We start from the raw sequence: 19,820 nt of genomic DNA, 5'->3' as shown, positions 1-19,820 counted from the left end.
CGCCATGCAATACATTCGTTTGGGCAACTCCGGCCTTGAAGTCTCCCGCCTGTGCCTGGGCACCATGAACATGGGCACCCCGGACTGGAAACCGTGGATCTTCGATGAGAAGAAAAGCGAACCGATCGTCAGGCACGCCCTGGACAACGGCGTGAACTTCATCGACCTGGCGGACTTCTATTCCGCCGGTGTCGGCGAGGAAGTGGTGGGGCGCATCGTCAAGCGCCTGGCCCGTCGCGAAGACCTGGTGATCACCACCAAGGTCGGCTACGGCACCCGCTCCGGCATCAACGCCAGCGGCCACTCGCGCAAGCACATCATGGACAGCATCGATGCGTCGCTCAAGCGCCTGGACATGGACTACGTCGATGTCTTCATGCTGCATTACTTCGATGTGAACACCCCGGTCGAAGAAACCATGAGCGCCATGAACGACATCGTGCGCTCCGGCAAGGCCCGTTATATCGGCGTGTCGACCATGCTCACCGGGCAACTGGCCAAGATCCTCATGGCCTGCGAGCGCAATGGCTGGGTCAAGCCGATCAACATGCAGCTGCAACTGAACTGCGCCTACCGCGAAGAGGAACGCGAGATGATCCCGTTCTGCCGCGACCAGGGCCTGGGTGTCTCGGTGTTCAGCCCGTTGGCGCGTGGCCTGCTGACCGGTGACGCACAGTCAACGCGCAATCAGACCGACTTCTTCACCCAGCAGATGTACAGCGACGAAGCCTCGTTCGAAATTGCCCATTCGGTGCAACGCGTGGCCCGTGCCCGTGGCGTGTCCAATGCGCAGATCGCCCAGGCGTGGGTGGCCAACCATCCGGGTGTGGATTGCATGTTGGTCGGCGCCGACACCACCGAGCAGTTCGACAGTGCCCTGGCGGCACTGGAGACCAAGCTCGATGCCGAAGAGCTGTACGAACTGGAACGCAATTACACGCCGTGCGACGTGATCAACGATTACACCGCCGGCAAACGTATCCTGCGTTCGGCCCGCCCAGGCCTGGAGCGCTTCAACCTGACCGAGGCCGTGGCATGAGCGCGTTGATTCGTCACGGCAATTTCATCGATGGGCAATGGTCCGGCGGTGGCGCCACCTACCCGGTACGGAACCCGGCCAACGGCGAGCTGATCGCCGAGGTGCAAAAGGCCGGCGCTGAAGAAACTGATCTGGCCATCGAAGCCGCCAACCGCGCATTGCCGGCCTGGCGCAAGCTGACCGCCAAGGAACGCAGCCAGCGCCTCAAGCGCTGGAGCGAACTGATGCTGAGCAACCAGCAGGACCTGGCCACGCTGCTCAGCCGCGAACAGGGCAAGCCGCTGGCCGAAGCCATGGGCGAAGTGGTCTACGCCGCGAGTTTCCTGGAGTGGTTCGGTGAAGAAGCCAAGCGCGCCTACGGCGACGTGATCCCGAGCCACAAGGCCGATGCGCGGATCATCGTAGTCAAGGAAGCCATCGGCGTGGTGGCGGCGATCACCCCGTGGAACTTCCCGTTGGCCATGGTCACCCGCAAGGTCGGCCCAGCGCTGGCCGCCGGTTGCACGATGATCCTCAAACCTTCGGAAGAAACCCCGCTGTCGGCCTTTGCGCTGGCAGTGCTGGCCGAACAGGCCGGGATTCCGGCCGGGGTGTTCAACATCGTTTCCGGTGATGCCGTGGCGATTGGCGGCGCGCTGCAAGCGTCCAGTGTCGTGCGCAAGCTGTCGTTCACCGGCTCGACCCGCACCGGCAAGTTGCTGATGCGCCAGGCTGCCGACACCTTGAAAAAGGTCTCGTTGGAGCTGGGCGGCAACGCGCCGTTCATCGTGTTCGACGACGCCGATCTGGATTCGGCGGTGAGAGGCGCAATGGCCTCGAAGTTCCGCAACACCGGGCAAACCTGCGTCTGTGTGAACCGCTTCTTCATTCAGGACGGCGTGTACGAAGCCTTCACCGGCAAACTCGCTGAAGCCGTGGCGGCCATGCGTGTCGGCAGCGCCCTGGAAGGTGAAACCGAGCAAGGTCCGCTGATCAACAGCGCTGCGCTGGCCAAGGTCGAACTGCACGTGAGCGACGCGGTGGAGAAGGGCGCCAAAGTCTTGTGCGGCGGCCGTCGTCATGCGCTGGGCGGCACGTTCTATGAGCCGACCATCCTTGCCGAAGCCAACGGCGAGATGCTGATTGCCCAGGATGAAACCTTTGGACCGGTGGCGGCCTGCTTCCGTTTCAAGGACGAAGCCGAGGTGCTGCAAAAGGCCAACGACACGCCGTTCGGTTTGTCGGCCTACTTCTACAGCCGCGACATCGGCCGCGTCTGGCGCATGGCCGAAGGCCTGGAAGCCGGCATGGTCGGGATCAACGAAGGGATCATTTCCACGGAAGTGGCGCCGTTCGGCGGCATCAAGGAATCGGGCCTGGGTCGCGAGGGTTCGAAGTACGGTCTGGATGACTACCTGGAAATCAAATACCTGTTGATGGGTGGCCTGTAAACGCCACGCCGCCCCTGTAGGAGCGAGCCTGCTCGCGATGGTCGCCAACGATAACGCTGCAAGCCTGACACCCCGCGGCGTTCTCTGATCCATCGCGAGCAGGCTCGCTCCTACAAAAAGCAAAAAAGCACACAACCAAAGCGATCGGTTTCATTTCTCCGTCAATAACAACAATTGGAGACTTACATGTCCGTACAACCGGTAAAAATCGACGACCTGCCCATCGGGCGTTTCCACATCAAGATCGCCGGCCTGACCTTCGGCGCACACTTCACCGACGGCTACATTCTCGGCCTGATCGGTATCGCTTTCACCCTGCTGAGCCCGCAGATGCAACTGGACGCATTCTGGCAGGGCCTGATCGGCGCTTCGGCCCTGATCGGCCTGTTTCTCGGCAGCCTGTTCTTTGGCTGGATTTCCGACAAGGTCGGCCGGCAGAAGATCTTCCTGGTCAGCTTTGTACTGATCACCATCGCTTCGGTGATGCAGTTTTACGTGGAATCGGCCATGGCGCTGTTCCTGTGCCGGGTGCTGATCGGCATCGGTCTGGGCGGTGACTTCAGTGTCGGCCACGCCATGCTCGCCGAGTTCGCACCGAGAAAGCACCGTGGTGTGTTGCTCGGTTCGTTCAGTGTGATCTGGACATTCGGCTACGTCGCCGCGACCTTCGTCGGCACCGCCATGCTCAGCCTTGGCGATGATGCCTGGCGCTGGATGCTGGCCTCGTCGGCGATCCCGGCGGCACTGATCCTGATTGCCCGTATCGGCACCCCGGAATCGCCGCGCTGGCTGATCAATCAGGGCCGTATCGCCGAGGCCCGGGCGATCGTCAAGAAGCATCTGGGCGAGCACGTCGAACTCGACGAAACCCCTTCCAGCGAAACCCGCTCCGGCTACGCGGTGCTGTTCAGCCGTGAATACCGCAAGCGCACGGCGTTCAACTGCCTGTTCTTCGTGTGCATCGTGATGCCGTACTTCGCCATCTACACCTTCCTGCCGTCGATCCTGCAGAAAATGGGCCTGGCCGAAGGCTTCGGCACCGAACTGATGTTGAACATGTTGCTGATCCTTGGTGCGCTGATCGGCATCTGGTGCACCATCAAGTTCACCCGGCGCGGGTTCCTGATCAACTCGTTCATCATTCTGGCGGTGGCGCTGTTCCTGCTGGCGGTGTTGCCGGGTAGCGCGGCATGGCTGATGGTGCTGGTGTTCGGCGCGTTCACCCTGGTGCTGTCGGCGGTGAGCAACCTGGTGGGCGTGTTCCCGGCCGAGAGCTTTCCGACCGAAGTGCGCGCCAGCGGCATCGGCCTGGCCACGGCGGTGAGTCGCCTGGGGTCGGCGATCAGTACCTTCCTGTTGCCGGTGAGCGTGGCGGGGATCGGCCTGAGCCCGACCATGGGCATTCTTGCGGCGATCCTGGCCATCGGTGCGTTGCTGTCGTGGGCGTGGGCACCGGAGACCAAGTCGCTGACCTTGAGCCAGGCGTGCAAGGCGCAGAGTCCGGTGGAGGGGAGTGCTGCGGTGGCGGTGAAAGCAGCGGCGACGATCTGAACATCGATGCAGATAAACTGTAGGAGCGAGCCTGCTCGCGATGGTCGTCAACGATAACGCTGGGTGCCTGACACCCCACGGCGCCCTCAAGTCCATCGCGAGCAAGCTCGCTCCTACACAGGGGGTATCGGTAACTCAAGGGTTACTGACCAACCCCAACCACTCGGTAAACAACCGCACCTTCGACAAGCCCTGCTTGTCGTTCGCCACATCCAGCCAATAGCCATACGGCCCGAGCACTTCCACCGGGGTGATCGGCAGCAGACTGCCATTGGCCAGTTCCTTTTCGATCATCTGCCGGTCGATCACCGCCAGCCCGCCGCCCGCCAGTGCGGTGTGGATCACCTGGTCCAGGGTGCTGAATTCCAATCCTTGCCCGGCATCGATGTCGTCCCGGCCCATGGCCGCCAGCCAGTTCTCCCAGACCTTCAAGCGTTTGCCGTCGTGCAGGATGTGCAGCAATGGAAATTGCCGCAGGTCCGGCGGCTGGTCGCCGTTGAACAGCTCCGGGCTGGCCACGGCGATGTGCCGTTCCATCACCAGTAACCGGCTGCTGCAATGGCTGGCCGCTTCGAGGCCGAAGCGGATGTGGCAGTCGATTTCCGCGAGGCCTTCATGGCCCATCTGGTTGGTCACGCTCAGGCTGATGTCGGGGTAACGTTCAACGAATGCGCGCAAGTGTGCCGACAGCCAGCGTGTGGCCCAGGTCGGCGGTGCGACGATGCGCAGACGTTGGCGCAGATTGGGCACGCGTACGGCTTGCAGGGCACGTTCGATATGGTCGAAGGCTTGCGCCAGATGCGGCGAGAGGGCGATGCCGGTTTCGGTCAGGGTCAGGCCCTGGGGCGTGCGGATGAACAGCGCCACGCCAAGGTAGTCTTCAAGCTGTTTGATCTGCCGGCTGACGGCGCCCTGGGTAACGTTCAGGCTCATTGCCGCCTGACTGAAACTGCGGTGCCGGGCGACTTCTTCGAAGATTCGCAGCATGTTGAGCGAGGGCAGTTGACGCATGGAAGGGTGACTCCGCACCTGCCGCCGACAAGGGCCGCGTGGGGTACATGTTCAAGAGGGCGCATGGGGCCAGTGGTACCTATCTGACTATCTGTGGCGGGGCGATGCAAGCGTTCTTTGAAGCATCGAGATTATCCCCGGTTTTCACGGTGCGACCACTCGTCGCCCTTTGTTGTCGGTTGTGCTGAATCAAAAATGAATTTCCGCCGTGCCCGCTGCTCATACCTTTTAGGTAGCGGGTCAGGACCCGCGCAATCATTGAGGCAGTCAGGGAGCGGCACGGTCATGAGTCGAGCATCGACAGCGGGTGGAGATCTTCCAGGCGGGTTGATCCTGGTGGTCGAGGACGACCCGCTGATCCTCGAGTTTCTCTGCGAGATTCTTCAAGAGGAAGGTTTTGTCGTCGAGCCGCAAATCAGTGCGGACGCGGCAGTGATCTATCTGGAGCAGCATGCGCCGCAGGTGGGCATGCTGCTGACAGACATCAGCATGCCCGGCACGCTCAATGGCGCGGACCTGGCCAACCAGTTCGGCGATCGCTGGCCGGACAAGCCGATCATGATCATGTCCGGCTTCGAAACCCCAGAGAGCTCAGGCGTGCGGCACGCGGTCTCGTTCATCAAGAAGCCCTGGATGATCGGCGGGCTGCTCGATTGTGTGGGCCAGACCTTCAAATCCAGGCGACTCAACTGACCCGTGCAGATGCTACATTGCCGGGCAAATCCGTCCGGCACCTGCGAGGTTCTTTTCCTTGGCTGATCACTCTGTTTTCAACTCGACGTACCGTGCCTTTCTGTTCGACATGGACGGCACCGTCCTGACCTCCATTGCCGCCGCCGAGCGGGTCTGGACAACCTGGGCCGTGCGCCATGGCGTCGATGTCGACAGCTTCCTGCCGACCATTCACGGTGCCCGCGCCATCGACACCATCAGCCGTCTGGGGCTGCCCGGGGTGGATGCCGAAGCCGAAGCCGCGTGGATTACCGAAGCGGAAATCGAGGATGTCGATGGGGTACTGGAAGTGGCTGGCGCGGCGAAATTCTTGCGGTCTTTGCCAGCCAGGCAGTGGGCCATCGTCACTTCCGCCCCGCGGGAACTGGCATTGCGGCGGATGGCGGCGGCGGGGATTCCTGAACCTGAGGTGATGGTGACCGCCGAGGACGTCACGGCCGGCAAACCCGACCCTGCGGGGTACAGGCTCGCGGCCCGGCGCCTGGGTGTCGAGCCTGGGCAGTGTCTGGTTTTCGAGGACGCCACGGTGGGGATTCTGGCGGCTGAAGCGGCGGGGGCGGACTTGATGATTATCACGGCGACCCATGAGCAGCCGATCAGGACGTCCCATGCGACGTTGGTCGACTATGAGCGGGTTGGTGTTGGCGTGGACGCCGACGGACTCCTGAGTGTGCGCAAAACCTAGTGGGAGCGAGCCTGCTCGCGAAGGCGTCTGTCAGGCAATACAGTATCGACGGACACATCGCATTCGCGAGCAGGCTCGCTCCCACTTGGGAATGGGGTTGCTTCAGTAGAGCCCGGGAAACAGCCGCCAGGAGCGGGCGCAATAGGCCTCGTATTCGCTGCCGAACTGCGCCTTCAGCAGGGCCTCTTCCGAGTGAATCCGGGCAATCAGCGGGATCAGGGTCAACGCCGCCAGCAACAGACCGACGCTCGAGCGAAACGCCAGCGCCCAGCCCACGGCAATGACCATCATCCCCAGATAGCTGGGGTTGCGCAGATTGCGGTAAATCCCCTCGGTGACCAGTCGATGCCCCGGCTGGATGGCCACCAATCCGCTGAAGCGCTTGCCCAGCACAAAGACGGGCCACAACCGCAGCGCGCCGCCTGCGATGAACAGCAGCGCCCCGAGCCAGCGCACGCCCTCACCACCGAAGGTCCAGAAGTCGATGCGGTCGGTATAGGCCGGCAGAAAGCCGCTCAACACACCGATCGCGCCGAAAGCCGGGAGGACCCAGCGATTGGCCCGGTCCTCGCGTTCTCCCGAACTCAGGTTGACCTCGCTGAACAGTGAAACGACGGTCATGACCAGAGTGGCCAGGGCAACGACGAGCAGTGAACCGTGGCTGAAATAAGCCGCGAATCCACCCAGCCCCCAGATCGCCAGGCCGAGATAGGCGAGGGTGCTGACGACGGCGAAAAAAGCCAGTCTGGCCGAGAGTTTCATAAGTGCCTCACACGCGAAAGTGCCTCCCTTCATTGTAGGAGCTGGCTTGCCAGCGAAGCGTTTGAACACTCGACACAGGCATCAGAGGCAATCGCCGGCGCCTACACCAACATCTGCGCTCTCGCATTGCGCCGAATCACCTGTGGCGGTTGACCGAACACCCGCAGGAACGTTTCGCGCATGCGGCGGCGGTCAGTGAACCCGGTTTCCTGGGCGATCTGGTCAAGGGTCAGGCGTCCGCGTTCAAGCATCTGTCGCGCCGCTTCCAGACGCAGGTTCTCGATGGCCTTGGCCGGCGATTGCCCGGTTTCGGCGCGAAATGCCCGGCTGAATTGCCGAGGGCTGAGGTTGGCCACTTGCGCCAGTTGCTCCACCGAAAGAGGCAGGGCGAGGTGTTCACGGGCATAGCCGAGCACGGTTTGAATACGGTCGGATTTCGGCGCCAGCTCCAGCAGCGCCGAGTGCTGCGACTGGCCGCCGGCGCGACGGTGGTACATCACCAGTTTCTGCGCCACGGCCCGCGCCAGTTCGGCGCCGTGGTCCTTTTCCACCATGGCCAGGGCGAGGTCGATGCCCGCCGTCATGCCGGCGGAGGTCCAGACCGAACCGTCGATCACATAGATGCGGTCGGCCTCGACCTTGATCGCCGGAAACCGCGCCTGCAGTTCCCGGGAGTAGGCCCAGTGGGTGGTGGCCCGCCGTCCGTCGAGCAAACCGGCCTGGGCCATGACGAACGCCCCGGAGCAGATCGACGCCGTGCGGCGTGCCGTGTTGATACTGGCCCGCAGGTAATCCAGCACGGCCTCGGGTGCCTGTTCGATGACGCAATCGCCACCGACCACGATCACGGTGTCGTACACGCGTTCATCGAAGGGTTCGGTGCCGATGCTCAACCCGCCGGAGGCTCGCAGGTTTTCACCGTTTTCCGACAGCACGCGCACGTCATACAGCGCCTCGGCGGCACTGAAATTGGCGTACTCGAACACCGGCATGGCGGCCAGCGCCATGGACTGGAACCCCTCGAATACCACGAACGCCACGCTGATCATGGAGCTGCCCTCAAATGGTTTTGTCCTGAAAACGTACTTTAAACGTCATTTGAGACAGGCGTAAGTCCCTTTATAACGGTCTGCACCCGGCGAATCTCTCGCCTTACCGTAGAGGAATTGCACCATGGCGCTCTCATCCAAAGGTACTGCACTGATCACCGGCGCTTCTTCGGGGATTGGCGCGGTGTATGCCGATCGCCTTGCCCGGCAGGGTTACGACCTGATTCTGGTGGCCCGCAGCCGGGCCAGGCTCAATGCCCTGGCCAATCATTTGAGCGACCAGACCGGGCGCACCGTGGAGGTGGTTGCCGCCGACCTGAAGAACAAGGCGGATTCGCTGCGGGTCGAACAGATCCTGCGCAACGATGCCAGCATCACCCTGTTGGTCAACAACGCCGGGGTCGGTGCCGTCAATTCGCTGCTTGGAAGTCCCGTGGACGACATGGAAGCGATGATCAACCTCAACGTGACTGCGTTGATGCGCCTGGCCTACGCCGTGGTACCGGGCTTCGTTGCCCGGGGCACCGGCACCGTGATCAACATTGCCTCGATCGTCGCCATCGCCCCGGAAACGCTCAATGGCGTATACGGCGCCACCAAGGCGTTCGTGTTGGGCCTGAGTCAATCGATGCAGCACGAACTGGCTGACAAAGGTGTACGCATTCAGGCTGTGTTGCCGGGAGCGACTGCCACCGACTTCTGGAACGTGGCCGGCAACCCGGTGGAAAATCTGCCGAAGGAAATCGTCATGTCCGCCGAAGACATGGTCGATGCCGCGCTCGTCGGCCTGGCGGCAGGCGAAGTGGTGACCATTCCGGGCCTGCATGACGGCAGCCAGTGGGACCGCCACGAAGCCCAGCGCAAGACCCTGTCCGGGTTGTTCCACAACACCGCGCCGGCGCCGCGCTATCGCTGAAACGGTCGCCCCGAGGCGGGGTGAACTAAGCTTGGGAGAGAGGACCGTTCACCACCGGCTCGCGCAAGCGCGACGAGCCGGTGGCGTGTAACAGGAGCCCATATGCTTCACATCCGAACGCCTTTGATCCTGCACCCTGGCCTGTCGACTCCGACTCGCCGCATCTGGCTGAAACTGGAAAACCTGCAACCTGGCGGGTCGTTCAAAATACGCGGCATTGGCTTGTTGTGCAGCCGGGCGGCGCAGCAGGGCAAGCGCAAGGTGGTCTGTCCCTCCGGCGGTAACGCGGGACTGGCCACAGCCATGGCTGCCGCGTGCCTGGGGCTCAAGGCATGCATCGTGGTGCCGCACACCACCCCGCAAAGCACCCGGGTGCGGATCAGCAATACCGGTGCCGAGGTGATCGTGCACGGCAAGGTCTGGGACGAAGCCAATCAACGGGCACGGGAACTCGCCCAGGACCCGCGCAGTGAATTCGTGCCGGCCTTCGACCACCCGGTGTTGTGGGAAGGGCACAGCACCATGGTCGATGAAATCCTTGAAGACTGCCCGCCCGTGGATGTGCTGGTGACATCGGTGGGCGGCGGTGGCTTGCTGGCGGGGCTGCTCACCGGCCTGATTCGACATCGGCACACCGATTGCCGCATCGTTGCCTGCGAAACCGAAGGCGCGGCGTCGTTCGCCGCAGCGGTAGCGGCCGGGCACCCGGTCAAATTGCCGAAAATCGACACTGTCGCCACGTCTCTGGGCGCTGCGCAAGTGGCCGTCTGGCCGGTCAAGCACATCGGCGAATTCCCCTATGAGTGTGTGGTGCTCAGTGATGATGAGGCGATCATGGGCGTGGTGCGCTACGCCAATGATTTGCGTCAGTTGGTCGAGCCGGCATGCGGCGTTTCATTGGCGATTGCCTACCTGGATCACCCGGCGATTGCCGATGCCCATGACGTGGTGATCGTGGTGTGCGGCGGGGTGAGTATCAACGCGCAACTGGTGGCCGGGTGGGCACGCTTGTCCACGGGTGCGCACGCCAGGTAGGGCCGCAAACGCTATCCCGGTGTCACAAGCCCCACCACTGGCGATGACGATCCTCAGTGATCAGCGGCAACGCCATCCTGGACGAGAATGGCGCGGGCCAGGTCTTCGTCGCTTGCGTTGTTGAGGGCAGGATTGTCCTGACGGATTTTTTTCAACACCGCCTCCAGATAGGCTCCTCGAATTGCACCGCCGCTGGCGACGAAGCTGGAGGCGTCATCCCGGGCGGGAATCACGAGTTTGTCGTCTTTGAACGTCGAGTAAAGCGAGGCGGAAACCCCTGCCGAGGTGGCGACATCTTCGGCATCCACTTTGGCCAGGGCCGAACCTGCGGGCAAACAAAGTACCAGGGAAGAAATGATAAACAAACGGCGCATGACGGTGTCCTCCGACAGCATGAAGCATTAGGGAAGTACCACATAATCTAGGATGCGCGGCGGTCCCCGAGAGTTCCCCCGGCATTGCCGGCTCTGCGGATGGACCGGTGAATTCATGGCCTTGCCGCTGGCGATTTTCTCCAGCCTGATCGACTATCCGCAGCGAGGAACCGGGCAAGAGGGAGGCAAGGCCGTTGAACGCCGATATTCAAAGCGTGGTGATCGGGGCGGGCGTCGTCGGGTTGGCGGTGGCCAGGGCCATGGCCATGAGCGGGCGGGACGTGCTGGTGGTCGAGGCGGGTGAGGGCATCGGCACGGGCATCAGTTCGCGGAACTCTGAAGTGATTCATGCCGGTATCTATTACCCGGGCGGTAGCCTCAAAGCGCAGTTGTGCGTGGAGGGCAAGCAGCGTCTCTACGCTTATTGCGACGGGCACGCTGTTGATTACCGGCGCGTGGGCAAGCTGATCGTCGCCACCGATGAGCAGCAGCGCTCGGCGTTGCAGCGTATGTTGCAGCAGGGGCGTCTTAATGGCGTCGATGACCTGCAATGGCTCGATAGCGCGCAGGCCCGGGAGCTTGAACCGGCGTTGTCCTGCGTCGCAGCGCTGTGGTCGCCTTCTACCGGCATTGTCGACTCCCACGGGTTGATGCTGGCGCTTCAGGGCGATGCAGAGAGGTTCGCAGCGACGCTGGCCTTGCGCACGCCGCTGCTGTCGGCCCGTTGCACCGAACAGGGCTTCGAACTGCACATGGGCGGCATTCAACCCATGACGCTGGGTTGCCGCGAATTGATCAACTGCGCGGGGCTGTCCGCGCCCGAGGTGGCGAGCAGCATCGTCGGTCTACCGGCGCAGTTCATTCCCCGGGCGCATTTGTGCAAGGGCAGTTATTTCAGTTTCAGCGGCCGGGCGCCGTTTCGCCATCTGGTGTATCCGGCCCCGGAGAGCGCGGGGCTGGGTGTGCACATGACGCTCGACCTGGGCGGGCAGGCGCGCTTCGGGCCGGATGTCGAATGGGTCGAACGCATTGATTACCGCGTCGAACCCCGGCGGGCCGAAGGGTTCTATCAGGCGATCCGCCGCTATTGGCCGGGTTTGCCGGACAACAGCCTGCAACCGGCCTACAGCGGCATTCGCCCGAAAATCAGCGGGCCGACCGAGCCGGCCGCCGATTTTCTCATCAGCGGATGCGCCGAACATGGCGTGCCGGGCCTGGTAAATCTGTTCGGCATCGAATCACCGGGGCTGACCAGTTGCCTGGCGCTCGCCGAGCGGGTGGTGACGCTGCTGGACGACCGATGATCAGTGCCGGCGCTGCCTTGCAGGCATCGGGTCTATGCTAGGGAGTGCGCTTACCGCCATCGGAGAATTCTGATGATCACCGTACGCACTGCCTGCCTGCTGGCCGATTACAAACGCTGGGCCAATCAGCGCCTGTTTGACAGCCTTGCGGCGCTCCCTCCGGGCGAAGTCAAAAAAGAACGGGTGTCGGTGTTCAAAAACATGATCGGCACCCTCAATCATGTCTATGTGGTGGATTGCATCTGGCGGGCGCACCTTGAAGGCCGGGGGCATGACTTCAAGACTTCACATGATCTGTTGCATGCGGATCTGTCCGAACTGCGCATGGCGCAAAAAGACATCGATCGCTGGTATTGCGACTGGAGCGCCCGGCAATCCGATGCCTCTCTGGACAAGCCCGTGGAGTTCACCTTTGTCTCGGGCGAAAGCGGCATCATGAGCGCCGGCGCGATGCTGATGCATGTGGTCAACCACGCCAGCTATCATCGTGGCTGGGTGGTGCAGATGTATTTCGAGATCCCGGCCATGCCACCGGTTACCGACATGCCGGTGTACCTGCGCGAGTCCGAGCCGGTGCTCCTGCAGTCGATCAATGCCCCGATAGTGGCACCGCCATGTGCTGTGCAATTTTCGAGCGCAACCAGCGTTCTGCCGGATCGTTATCGTTGACCCCGTTCCAGACCATCGACAGTTCCGACAGGTTGATATCGAACGGTGCGTCGTCCGCCCGTAGCTGGCTGCTGCCTTCGATCAGCGCACTGGCCGCGTAGTCCGGCACGGTGGCGAGCAAGTCAGTACCCGCGAGCAAGGCCCGCAACCCCGCGAACTGTGGCACCGCCAGCACCACCCGGCGCGAACGGCCGATCCGTGCCAGGTCGTTGTCGATGGCGCCGCTAAGATCCCCGGAAAACGACACCAGCGCGTGCGGGCGTTCGCAGAACTCGTCCAGGGTCAACGGGCCGGGCCGGTCATCGCCGCGCAGGATCTTCACGCTCAAGTCGCGCAACTTCCTGCGCTTGGCGTTGGCCGGCAACTCCGTGGTGTAGCTGATGCCGACGGAAATCTCGCCGCTGGCCAGCATCGACGACATCAGCAGGAAATTCACCCGGCGCACCACCACCACGACGTTCTGCGCCTCTTCGCGAATCTGCTTGAGCAGAGGCGGAAACAGGCCGAATTCGGCGTCGTCGGACAGGCCGATGCGAAACACGTCGCGACTGGTGGATGGCTCGAAATCCTTGGCCCGGCTGACCGCGCCGGAAATGGTGTCCATCGCCGGCTGCAATTCCCTGAGAATCTGCAATGCCCGCGGGGTCGGCTCCAGGGTTCGTCCATTGCGCACCAGCAACGGGTCGTCGAACAGATCGCGCAACTTTGCCAGCGATGCGCTGACAGCGGGCTGGCCGAGGAACAGCTTTTCCCCGGCCCGGGTCAGGTTCTTCTCGAACATCAGGGTTTCGAAAATCACCAGCAGGTTCATGTCCACGCGGCGCAGGTCGTTGCGGTTCATGCCGGGGTTCTCGGTGGGCTTTGGAGTCTTCTCAGTAAAGCACCAAACCCCGCGCAATCTAGAGTCCGCTGATGACCTGTGGGAGCGAGCCTGCTCGCGAAAGCGGTGGGTCAGTCAATGCTAATGCTGTCTGTGCTGGCCCCTTCGCGAGCAGGTGTCAGGTTCGGTCAACATTTTGCGGAAGGTTTCCACCAACGGCCGCAGGTTGATCCGGTGCCACGCCGCCCACAGCGGTCGGGTGAGGGAAATCCACGGCACTTCCCGCAGGACTACGCCCGGCGGTGCGTTGCGGCTCAAGCCTTTCTGAATCATCGCGATGCCCAGTCCCGAGGCCACCAGGGCCATTGCCGTGAAGGGACCGGTCGCTTCCATGCGGATGTCCGGGGTGAAGCCTGCGCGGATGCAGGCGCTGATGAAGTCTTCGCGGCTGGTGGAATTCTGGTGGTGCTGCACGCCGATCCATTCCTGGCCGGCGAGATCTTCCGGAGTCAGCACGGCCTGCTGTGCCAGCGGATGGTGTTCGGGCAGGGCCAGCAGCATCGGGTCGTCCAGTACCTGAAAGCCCAGCAGGTCCGGATCGTCTTTGGCCGGCGGTTCGCTGACCAGTGCGATGTCGAGGCTGCGCTGGCGCAGGCCTTCAAGCTGTTCGTGGGAGCGAAGGTTGTACAACGCCACATGCACGTTCGGCCGGTCGACCCGCAGCACGCGCAAGGCATTGGGCAGCACGCCGGCGTGCATGGCGTTTTCGATGTAGCCGATGCACAAGCCGCCTTCTTCGCCGCGCCCCAGACGCTTGCCGAGGGATTCCAGGCGGTTGGCGTGGGTCAGCAGGGCGCGGGTTTCGGCGAGGAAGGTCTGGCCGTCGCGGGTCAGGCGGATGCGTTGCTGGCTGCGCTCGAACAGGGTCAGGCCCAGGCGTTCTTCGAGCTGGGCGATCTGCCGGCTCAGGGGCGACTGGGAGATATGCAGGCGTTCGGCGGCGCGCCCGACGTGTTCTTCTTCGGCGACGGCGACGAAGTAGCGCAATTGGCGGATGTCGATCATGTCAGACCTGTAGGGACTCAAGTGCTGCACATTATGTCTTGGACGGTCAGACCCTCGCAATCTAGGATCTGCTCAACGGTCACCCATGACCACTGAGCTGACGAGGATTTGAATCATGAGCTTGAAAGACAAACTGCCCGGTGCGCTGGGATTCGGCACCGCCCCTTTGGGCAACATGTTCCGCGCCATTCCCGAGGAAGAAGCGCAAGCCACCGTCCACGCGGCCTGGGATGCCGGCGTGCGGTACTTCGATTCTGCGCCGTTCTACGGTTCGGGCCTGTCGGAGATCCGCCTCGGCGAGGCACTGTCGCGCTACCACCGTGACGACTATGTGCTCAGCAGCAAGGTCGGCCGGGTGATTCTCGATGAAGTCGAAGATGCCGCTGCCCGTGACCTGGGCGAGAAGAGCGGGGTGTTCGAACACGGCCGCCCGAACAGGATCGTCAACGACTACAGCGCCGACGCCACCCTGCGTTCGATCGAGGACAGCCTCAAGCGTCTGCAGACCGATCGCCTGGACATCGTCTGGGTCCACGACATCGCCCAGGATTTCTACGGCGATCAATGGCTGGAGTACTTCAATCAGGCCCGTACCGGTGCCTTCAAAGTGCTGACCCGCCTGCGTGAGGAAGGCGTGATCAAGGGCTGGGGGCTTGGCGTGAACAAGGTTGAACCCTGCGAGCTGACCCTTGATCTGAGCGAGGCGCAGCCGGACGGCTTTCTGCTGGCGGGTCGCTACACTCTTCTCGACCACGATCGTGCCTTGCAGCGTCTGATGGACGCGGCGCTGGCGCAGAACGTCGAGATCGTGGTCGGCGGTCCTTACAGTTCGGGCATCCTGGCCGGTGGCGCACACTTCGAGTACCAGAAGGCCAGCCCGGCGATCATCAGCAAGGTCGAGCAGATCAAACGTATCGCGGCGGCCCATGGTGTCGATGTCAAGGCGGCTGCATTGCAGTTCTCGTTGGCTAACCCCGCCGTTGCGGCGGTGATTCCCGGTTCCAGCCGCCCTGAGCGGATTGTCGAAGATGTCGCCGCGCTGTCAGCGGTGATCCCTGCAGCCTTCTGGCAAGCGATGCGCGAAGCGAAACTGGTGTCCGAGCGCGCACCTTTGCCGATCATTGGAGCATGAGTATGAAAATCGATCTGACTGGAAAACTCGCCATTGTCAGCGGCAGCACCGCCGGCATTGGCCTGGGCATCAGCAAGGCGCTGGCCGAATCCGGCGCCACGGTGGTCGTGATCGGCCGCGAGACGGCCAAGGTCGAGCAGGCGCTGGCGAGCATTCGCCAGCAGGTGCCGGGCGCTCAATTGCGTGGGCTGACTGCCGATCTCGGAACGCTCGAAGGTGCGCAAAAACTGTTCGCCGCCGAGCCACGGGCCGACATCCTGGTGAACAACCTGGGGATCTACAACGCGGTTGATTTCTTTGACACCCCCGACAGCGAGTGGACGCGGTTCTATGAAATCAACGTGATCTCCGGCGTGCGCCTGTCCCGGCATTACGTGCCGGACATGGTCAAGCAGGGTTGGGGGCGGGTGATTTTCCTGTCTTCGGAATCCGGGATCGCGATACCGGCCGACATGCTCAACTACGGCGTGACCAAAAGCGCCAACCTGGCGGTGTCCCATGGGCTGGCCAAGCGGCTGGCGGGCACCGGGGTGACGGTCAATGCGATCCTGCCGGGGCCGACATTGACCGACGGCGTGGAGCAGATGCTCAAGGACGCCACCGCTAAATCAGGGCGCAGCGTTCGCGAAGAAGCCGACGCCTTCGTGCGCAGCGCCCGGCCAACGTCGATCATCCAGCGCGTGGCGGATGTCGAGGAAGTGGCGAACCTGGTGGCCTACATCGCTTCGCCGCTGTCCTCGGCCACCACCGGTGCGGCCCTGCGGGTCGACGGCGGTGTCGTCGACAGCATGGCCATCTGAACCTTATTGATTAATAGAGAGCATTACATGGCAACTGCATCAGCCTATATCGACATCCCGGCCTCGGCCGATCAGGTCTGGCAATTGATCGGCGGTTTCAATTCGCTGCCGGACTGGCTGCCGTTCATTCCCAAGAGCGAACTCAGCGACGGCGGGCGCGTGCGCAGCCTGCAAACGGCGGACGGTGCGGTGGTCATCGAACGCCTGCAAGCCTTCGACAACGCGGGCCAGACCTACAGCTACTCGATTTTGCAGGCACCCTTTCCGGCGACTGATTATCTGGCGACGATCAAGGTTCAAGCGCAAGGCGAGGGGGCGCGGGTGACCTGGTCCGGTCGCTTCGAACCGGTGGGTGTGAGCAACGAGGAAGTGGTGGCGTTGTTTACCGGCATCTATCAGGGTGGGCTTGAGGCATTGCGGGCCAATTACCCGGCTTGATAAACACCACCAATCTCTTGTAGGAGCGAGCCTGCTCGCGATGGGCGCAAGGTCGACGCGTCGAATCAGACTGCACGCGTTATCGTTGACGTCCATCGCGAGCAGGCTCGCTCCTACAGGGGATCAATTTCAGGCTTGAGGAATCAAACTCTCCCGACAATCAAGTACCAGCCGCGCGCCGCCCAGTTCGCTGCTGCCCACCTCCAGCGTAAACCCGTGCAGGCTGACAATCGCTGCGACGATGGACAGCCCCAGCCCGAAGCCGCTTTTCTGATTGCCCGCCTCGGCGCGATAAAACCGCTGGAACACCGCTTCACGTTCCGCCTCGGGAATGCCCGGGCCGGAGTCGAGCACTTCGATCCGCGTGTGCCCGCCGTCATTGACCCCACGCAAGATCACCGCGCCACCGGGCGGGGTGAATTTGATCGAGTTGCTCAACAGGTTCGCCACGGCTTCGAACAGCAGTGCCCGGTCGCCATTGAGGGGCGGCAATGACGCAGGCAGGTGCAGTTGGAACACCAGGCCGTCGTCTTCCGCCAGGGGCAGATAGAACTCATGCAGTTCCTGCAGCAACGCCACCGGGTCCAGTTGCACGAAACCGGAGCGGCGCTGGCGGTCTTCCAGTTCGGAAATGCGCAGCAGGCCACGGAAGCGCGCCATCAACGTATCGGCCTCGGCCAGCACCAGGTCCAGTTGCATGGCCTGCGGTGAACCTTCGCCGGCTTGCTGCTGCATGCGGTAAAGCTGGGCGCGCAGACGGGTCAGGGGCGTGCGCAGGTCATGGGCGATGTTGTCGCACACGCCCTTGACCTCGTTCATTAGGCGCTCGATGCGTTCGAGCATGGCGTTGACGATGGCCGCGAGCATGTCCAGTTCGTCACGCCGATTGGACAGTGGCAAACGCCGGCTCAGGTCGCCAGCAACGATGGCCTCGGCGCTGGCCTGGATCCCGCGAATGCGTCGCAACGGTCGGCGCCGCAGCAGATACCAGCCGATGATGCCGGGGACGATGGTCAGGGTGACCCCCCAGAACAGGGCGTGAAGGATGATCCGGGTCACGGCGAACAACGAACCGTTGTCGCGCACCAGCACCAGCCAGCGGCCGTCGAGGGTGGGGGTCGCCACAGCGTCGCAACTGTCGGCGGGCAGCGTCTGGTCACCAGTGTCGTCGGAGGCGTCGCAGTCGCGCAGCGTGTGGATCCTGCCATCGAGCGGCAAGCCGTCCGGAATATAGCGCAGGGCGCCACTGAGGTAACGGTGCCGCGCATCGAACAGGCCGTAGGCGTCGATGCCGCGGATGTCGAAGGTCATGCTGACGGCGAGCACGTCCACCAGTTGCTCGCCCGAGAAGCGCGAGAACAGGTGCTGGCGTTGCATCAGCGAATGTTTGGCCAGGTTGTCCAGGTAAGCGGAAACCTCGTAGTACATGACCCCCATGAGAATCCCGCTCCAGATCACGAACAGCGAACTGTAGAGCGCCAGCAGGCGGCTGCTGGAGGAACGCCAGCCTTTAGACGGGTTCGGCAATGACATAACCCGAGCCTCGCACGGTCCGAATCAGTGGGACATTGCCAGGCGGGTCGATCTTCTTGCGCAGACGGCCGATGTGGACGTCGATCAGGTTGGTGCCGGGGTCGAAGTGATAACCCCAGACTTCTTCGAAAATCATCATCCGCGAGAGGATTTGCCCGGTATTGCGCATCAGGAATTCCAGCAGTTTGTATTCGGTGGGCAATAGCGTCAGCAACTGACCGTCGCGGCTGGCTTCGTGGCTGATCAGGTTCAGCTCCAGGTCGGCCACCCGCAGCGTGGTGGCCTGGGCGGTCACGTTATTCTGCCGGCGCAGCAGGACCTCGACCCGTGCGGCCATTTCATCGGTGGCGAAGGGTTTGGTCAGGTAGTCATCGCCGCCGGCGCGCAAGCCGCGTACGCGCTCATCGACGTCGGACAGCGCGCTGATCATCAGGATCGGCGTGGCCACGCCCATGGTCCGCAGCGTGGTGACAATCGCCAGGCCATCGAGCCCGGGCAACATGCGGTCGAGGGTGATCAGGTCATAGTTGCCGCTGACCGCCCGCTCCAGCCCTTCGCGGCCATTGTCGACCCAGTCGACGTCGAGGCCGTGGCTACTCAGTTCGGCGACAATTTCCCGGGCGGTCACGGCGTCGTCTTCGATGGTCAAGATGCGGGTCATGGGGCTGGCCTGATTGAATGTTCACAACGTTGTGCGGCATTTTGCCAAGAAATGATCGCAGGCTTTCTAAATAAAAGTTCATGGGCATTCCGGGTTTCGGCCAATGCATGAACCCCTCTGAGCAAATTCGCCGCCACAAGAGAACGCAAATCCCCTTGTGGGAGCGAGCCTGCTCGCGAAAAGGGAGGATCAGGCGAAGCGAATCCACCTATTGAATCGGCGTATCCACAAACACCTCAAGTCCCTCGGCATACGCCGTGAATGCAGCGATCCGCGGAAACTGCGCCGCACTCACCTGATCCGCCAGCACCAGGTTGGTAAAGCTCCAGGCCACGGCGAGGGTAATGCCGTCCTGCGCAATCGAACCATCTGTCTTCAGCGGCTGTTTTTCCAGCTCCCGCTCCAGCGCCGAATAAGCAGCCGTCAGCTGTCCTTCGACCCGCTGCACCCAGGGTTCGAATTGAATCTCAGCCGGCCGCAGGTTGCGCTCATAGTAAAGCTGCACGGACTTTTCGCTGGCGGCCAACGCCAGGCCAATCAGGCGCAGCGCGCGCAGGCGCTGACCCGGCGCGGCGGGCATCAGGCTGTTATCGGCCAGGGTTTCCAGGTAGTCGATGATCAGCGTCGAATCCATCAACACCTCACCGTCATCCAGCACCAGTGTGGGCGCCTTGACCACCGGGTTGATCTGGCGGAATTGTTCGAAGTGTCGGAACACCGAGACCGACTGATGTTCCAGCGTGATTCCCAGGCATTTGGCAGAAATGGCGGCGCGCCTTACATAGGGCGAGTCCAGCATACCGATCAGCTTCAT

The 19,820-nt window shown here is 62.6% G+C and carries 21 protein-coding genes; 12 read left to right on the top strand and 9 right to left on the bottom strand.

What is annotated here, in order from left to right; genetic code table 11:
• Positions 1-4: 4 nt before the first annotated feature.
• From ACEN8E_RS18725 to ACEN8E_RS18715, 3 genes are all read left to right on the top strand, one after another.
• Complete coding sequence (locus ACEN8E_RS18725) at positions 5-1,039, top strand: aldo/keto reductase (protein WP_495589392.1); 1,035 nt, start codon at positions 5-7, stop codon at positions 1,037-1,039.
• Positions 1,036-2,469: an NAD-dependent succinate-semialdehyde dehydrogenase gene (locus ACEN8E_RS18720; RefSeq protein WP_495589391.1), complete on the top strand. Its 1,434-nt coding sequence runs from the start codon at positions 1,036-1,038 to the stop codon at positions 2,467-2,469. Before ACEN8E_RS18725 ends, ACEN8E_RS18720 begins: the two co-directional genes overlap by 4 nt.
• 186 nt (positions 2,470-2,655) lie before the next feature.
• Complete coding sequence (locus ACEN8E_RS18715) at positions 2,656-4,020, top strand: MFS transporter (RefSeq protein WP_495589390.1); 1,365 nt, start codon at positions 2,656-2,658, stop codon at positions 4,018-4,020.
• 135 nt (positions 4,021-4,155) lie between these two features.
• Here ACEN8E_RS18715 and ACEN8E_RS18710 read toward each other — a convergent pair whose 3' ends face one another.
• Positions 4,156-5,031, bottom strand: coding sequence for a LysR substrate-binding domain-containing protein (locus ACEN8E_RS18710; RefSeq protein WP_495589389.1), 876 nt, complete (start codon positions 5,029-5,031; stop codon positions 4,156-4,158).
• 285 nt (positions 5,032-5,316) lie between these two features.
• On the opposite strand from ACEN8E_RS18710, the gene ACEN8E_RS18705 reads away from it, so the two are divergent.
• Positions 5,317-5,724: a response regulator gene (locus ACEN8E_RS18705; protein WP_495589388.1), complete on the top strand. Its 408-nt coding sequence runs from the start codon at positions 5,317-5,319 to the stop codon at positions 5,722-5,724.
• 58 nt (positions 5,725-5,782) lie between these two features.
• On the top strand, positions 5,783-6,448 hold the full coding sequence (locus ACEN8E_RS18700) for an HAD-IA family hydrolase (RefSeq protein ID WP_495589387.1): 666 nt from the start codon (positions 5,783-5,785) through the stop codon (positions 6,446-6,448).
• A 102-nt stretch (positions 6,449-6,550) separates the two neighbouring features.
• Here ACEN8E_RS18700 and ACEN8E_RS18695 read toward each other — a convergent pair whose 3' ends face one another.
• Both ACEN8E_RS18695 and ACEN8E_RS18690 read right to left on the bottom strand, forming a co-directional pair.
• Entirely contained in the window at positions 6,551-7,210 is a 660-nt protein-coding gene (locus ACEN8E_RS18695) for a methyltransferase family protein (protein WP_495589386.1), read from the bottom strand.
• Positions 7,211-7,311: 101 nt separating this feature from the next.
• Positions 7,312-8,259, bottom strand: coding sequence for a GlxA family transcriptional regulator (locus tag ACEN8E_RS18690; RefSeq protein ID WP_495589385.1), 948 nt, complete (start codon positions 8,257-8,259; stop codon positions 7,312-7,314).
• 124 nt (positions 8,260-8,383) lie between these two features.
• Here ACEN8E_RS18690 and ACEN8E_RS18685 point away from each other — a divergent pair, with 124 nt between their 5' ends.
• Entirely contained in the window at positions 8,384-9,175 is a 792-nt protein-coding gene (locus ACEN8E_RS18685; RefSeq protein WP_495589384.1) for an SDR family NAD(P)-dependent oxidoreductase, read from the top strand.
• A gap of 102 nt (positions 9,176-9,277) precedes the next feature.
• Positions 9,278-10,210: a pyridoxal-phosphate dependent enzyme gene (locus tag ACEN8E_RS18680; RefSeq protein WP_495589383.1), complete on the top strand. Its 933-nt coding sequence runs from the start codon at positions 9,278-9,280 to the stop codon at positions 10,208-10,210.
• A gap of 53 nt (positions 10,211-10,263) precedes the next feature.
• Here the strand turns inward: ACEN8E_RS18680 and ACEN8E_RS18675 are convergent, their stop codons facing one another.
• The gene (locus tag ACEN8E_RS18675; RefSeq protein ID WP_495589382.1) at positions 10,264-10,584 is read right to left on the bottom strand and encodes a DUF2388 domain-containing protein; all 321 of its coding nucleotides are present in this window, start codon (positions 10,582-10,584) and stop codon (positions 10,264-10,266) included.
• Between the two features lie 194 nt (positions 10,585-10,778).
• Between ACEN8E_RS18675 and ACEN8E_RS18670 the strand changes: the two genes are divergently transcribed.
• Both ACEN8E_RS18670 and ACEN8E_RS18665 read left to right on the top strand, forming a co-directional pair.
• Positions 10,779-11,888 (top strand): NAD(P)/FAD-dependent oxidoreductase, encoded by a 1,110-nt coding sequence (locus ACEN8E_RS18670; RefSeq protein ID WP_495589381.1) that lies wholly within the window; start codon positions 10,779-10,781, stop codon positions 11,886-11,888.
• Between the two features lie 72 nt (positions 11,889-11,960).
• Positions 11,961-12,557 carry a DinB family protein gene (locus tag ACEN8E_RS18665; protein WP_495589380.1) on the top strand — a complete coding sequence of 199 codons (597 nt, stop codon included), beginning with the start codon at positions 11,961-11,963 and terminating at the stop codon, positions 12,555-12,557.
• Here ACEN8E_RS18665 and ACEN8E_RS18660 read toward each other — a convergent pair.
• Both ACEN8E_RS18660 and ACEN8E_RS18655 read right to left on the bottom strand, forming a co-directional pair.
• A complete protein-coding gene (locus tag ACEN8E_RS18660) occupies positions 12,478-13,398 on the bottom strand; it encodes a LysR substrate-binding domain-containing protein (RefSeq protein WP_495589379.1) in 921 nt (306 codons plus the stop codon). The genes ACEN8E_RS18665 and ACEN8E_RS18660 overlap by 80 nt on opposite strands.
• A gap of 120 nt (positions 13,399-13,518) precedes the next feature.
• A complete protein-coding gene (locus tag ACEN8E_RS18655) occupies positions 13,519-14,442 on the bottom strand; it encodes a LysR substrate-binding domain-containing protein (RefSeq protein ID WP_495589378.1) in 924 nt (307 codons plus the stop codon).
• Positions 14,443-14,557: 115 nt separating this feature from the next.
• Between ACEN8E_RS18655 and ACEN8E_RS18650 the strand changes: the two genes are divergently transcribed.
• From ACEN8E_RS18650 to ACEN8E_RS18640, 3 genes are read left to right on the top strand one after another with little or no spacing between them, the layout of a single operon-like run.
• Entirely contained in the window at positions 14,558-15,574 is a 1,017-nt protein-coding gene (locus ACEN8E_RS18650) for an aldo/keto reductase (protein ID WP_495589377.1), read from the top strand.
• 2 nt (positions 15,575-15,576) lie between these two features.
• Entirely contained in the window at positions 15,577-16,374 is a 798-nt protein-coding gene (locus tag ACEN8E_RS18645; RefSeq protein ID WP_495589376.1) for an SDR family NAD(P)-dependent oxidoreductase, read from the top strand.
• 27 nt (positions 16,375-16,401) lie between these two features.
• Positions 16,402-16,812 carry an SRPBCC family protein gene (locus ACEN8E_RS18640; RefSeq protein WP_495589375.1) on the top strand — a complete coding sequence of 137 codons (411 nt, stop codon included), beginning with the start codon at positions 16,402-16,404 and terminating at the stop codon, positions 16,810-16,812.
• 129 nt (positions 16,813-16,941) lie between these two features.
• Here the strand turns inward: ACEN8E_RS18640 and ACEN8E_RS18635 are convergent, their stop codons facing one another.
• The 3 genes from ACEN8E_RS18635 to ACEN8E_RS18625 all read right to left on the bottom strand — a co-directional run bounded on the left by ACEN8E_RS18635 (position 16,942) and on the right by ACEN8E_RS18625 (position 19,820).
• Positions 16,942-18,345 (bottom strand): sensor histidine kinase, encoded by a 1,404-nt coding sequence (locus tag ACEN8E_RS18635; protein ID WP_495589374.1) that lies wholly within the window; start codon positions 18,343-18,345, stop codon positions 16,942-16,944.
• Positions 18,323-19,006 carry a response regulator transcription factor gene (locus tag ACEN8E_RS18630; protein ID WP_413704493.1) on the bottom strand — a complete coding sequence of 228 codons (684 nt, stop codon included), beginning with the start codon at positions 19,004-19,006 and terminating at the stop codon, positions 18,323-18,325. Before ACEN8E_RS18630 ends, ACEN8E_RS18635 begins: the two co-directional genes overlap by 23 nt.
• A 208-nt stretch (positions 19,007-19,214) precedes the next feature.
• The gene (locus ACEN8E_RS18625) at positions 19,215-19,820 is read right to left on the bottom strand and encodes a glutathione S-transferase (RefSeq protein WP_495589373.1); all 606 of its coding nucleotides are present in this window, start codon (positions 19,818-19,820) and stop codon (positions 19,215-19,217) included.

The organism is Pseudomonas sp. Pseusp9 (assembly GCF_059491265.1).
This window is presented reverse-complemented; position numbering and strand designations above follow the sequence as displayed.

What these genes read in the sequence shown, in the direction of transcription:
- ACEN8E_RS18675 (WP_495589382.1), bottom strand. Translation starts at nt 10,584, where the DNA reads ATGCGCCGTTTGTTTATCATTTCTTCCCTGGTACTTTGTTTGCCCGCA.
- ACEN8E_RS18720 (WP_495589391.1), top strand. Translation starts at nt 1,036, where the DNA reads ATGAGCGCGTTGATTCGTCACGGCAATTTCATCGATGGGCAATGGTCC.
- ACEN8E_RS18640 (WP_495589375.1), top strand. Translation starts at nt 16,402, where the DNA reads ATGGCAACTGCATCAGCCTATATCGACATCCCGGCCTCGGCCGATCAG.
- ACEN8E_RS18665 (WP_495589380.1), top strand. Translation starts at nt 11,961, where the DNA reads ATGATCACCGTACGCACTGCCTGCCTGCTGGCCGATTACAAACGCTGG.
- ACEN8E_RS18625 (WP_495589373.1), bottom strand. Translation starts at nt 19,820, where the DNA reads ATGAAGCTGATCGGTATGCTGGACTCGCCCTATGTAAGGCGCGCCGCC.
- ACEN8E_RS18655 (WP_495589378.1), bottom strand. Translation starts at nt 14,442, where the DNA reads ATGATCGACATCCGCCAATTGCGCTACTTCGTCGCCGTCGCCGAAGAA.
- ACEN8E_RS18660 (WP_495589379.1), bottom strand. Translation starts at nt 13,398, where the DNA reads ATGAACCGCAACGACCTGCGCCGCGTGGACATGAACCTGCTGGTGATT.
- ACEN8E_RS18710 (WP_495589389.1), bottom strand. Translation starts at nt 5,031, where the DNA reads ATGCGTCAACTGCCCTCGCTCAACATGCTGCGAATCTTCGAAGAAGTC.
- ACEN8E_RS18705 (WP_495589388.1), top strand. Translation starts at nt 5,317, where the DNA reads ATGAGTCGAGCATCGACAGCGGGTGGAGATCTTCCAGGCGGGTTGATC.
- ACEN8E_RS18685 (WP_495589384.1), top strand. Translation starts at nt 8,384, where the DNA reads ATGGCGCTCTCATCCAAAGGTACTGCACTGATCACCGGCGCTTCTTCG.
- ACEN8E_RS18695 (WP_495589386.1), bottom strand. Translation starts at nt 7,210, where the DNA reads ATGAAACTCTCGGCCAGACTGGCTTTTTTCGCCGTCGTCAGCACCCTC.
- ACEN8E_RS18680 (WP_495589383.1), top strand. Translation starts at nt 9,278, where the DNA reads ATGCTTCACATCCGAACGCCTTTGATCCTGCACCCTGGCCTGTCGACT.
- ACEN8E_RS18650 (WP_495589377.1), top strand. Translation starts at nt 14,558, where the DNA reads ATGAGCTTGAAAGACAAACTGCCCGGTGCGCTGGGATTCGGCACCGCC.
- ACEN8E_RS18645 (WP_495589376.1), top strand. Translation starts at nt 15,577, where the DNA reads ATGAAAATCGATCTGACTGGAAAACTCGCCATTGTCAGCGGCAGCACC.
- ACEN8E_RS18630 (WP_413704493.1), bottom strand. Translation starts at nt 19,006, where the DNA reads ATGACCCGCATCTTGACCATCGAAGACGACGCCGTGACCGCCCGGGAA.
- ACEN8E_RS18690 (WP_495589385.1), bottom strand. Translation starts at nt 8,259, where the DNA reads ATGATCAGCGTGGCGTTCGTGGTATTCGAGGGGTTCCAGTCCATGGCG.
- ACEN8E_RS18635 (WP_495589374.1), bottom strand. Translation starts at nt 18,345, where the DNA reads ATGTCATTGCCGAACCCGTCTAAAGGCTGGCGTTCCTCCAGCAGCCGC.
- ACEN8E_RS18725 (WP_495589392.1), top strand. Translation starts at nt 5, where the DNA reads ATGCAATACATTCGTTTGGGCAACTCCGGCCTTGAAGTCTCCCGCCTG.
- ACEN8E_RS18715 (WP_495589390.1), top strand. Translation starts at nt 2,656, where the DNA reads ATGTCCGTACAACCGGTAAAAATCGACGACCTGCCCATCGGGCGTTTC.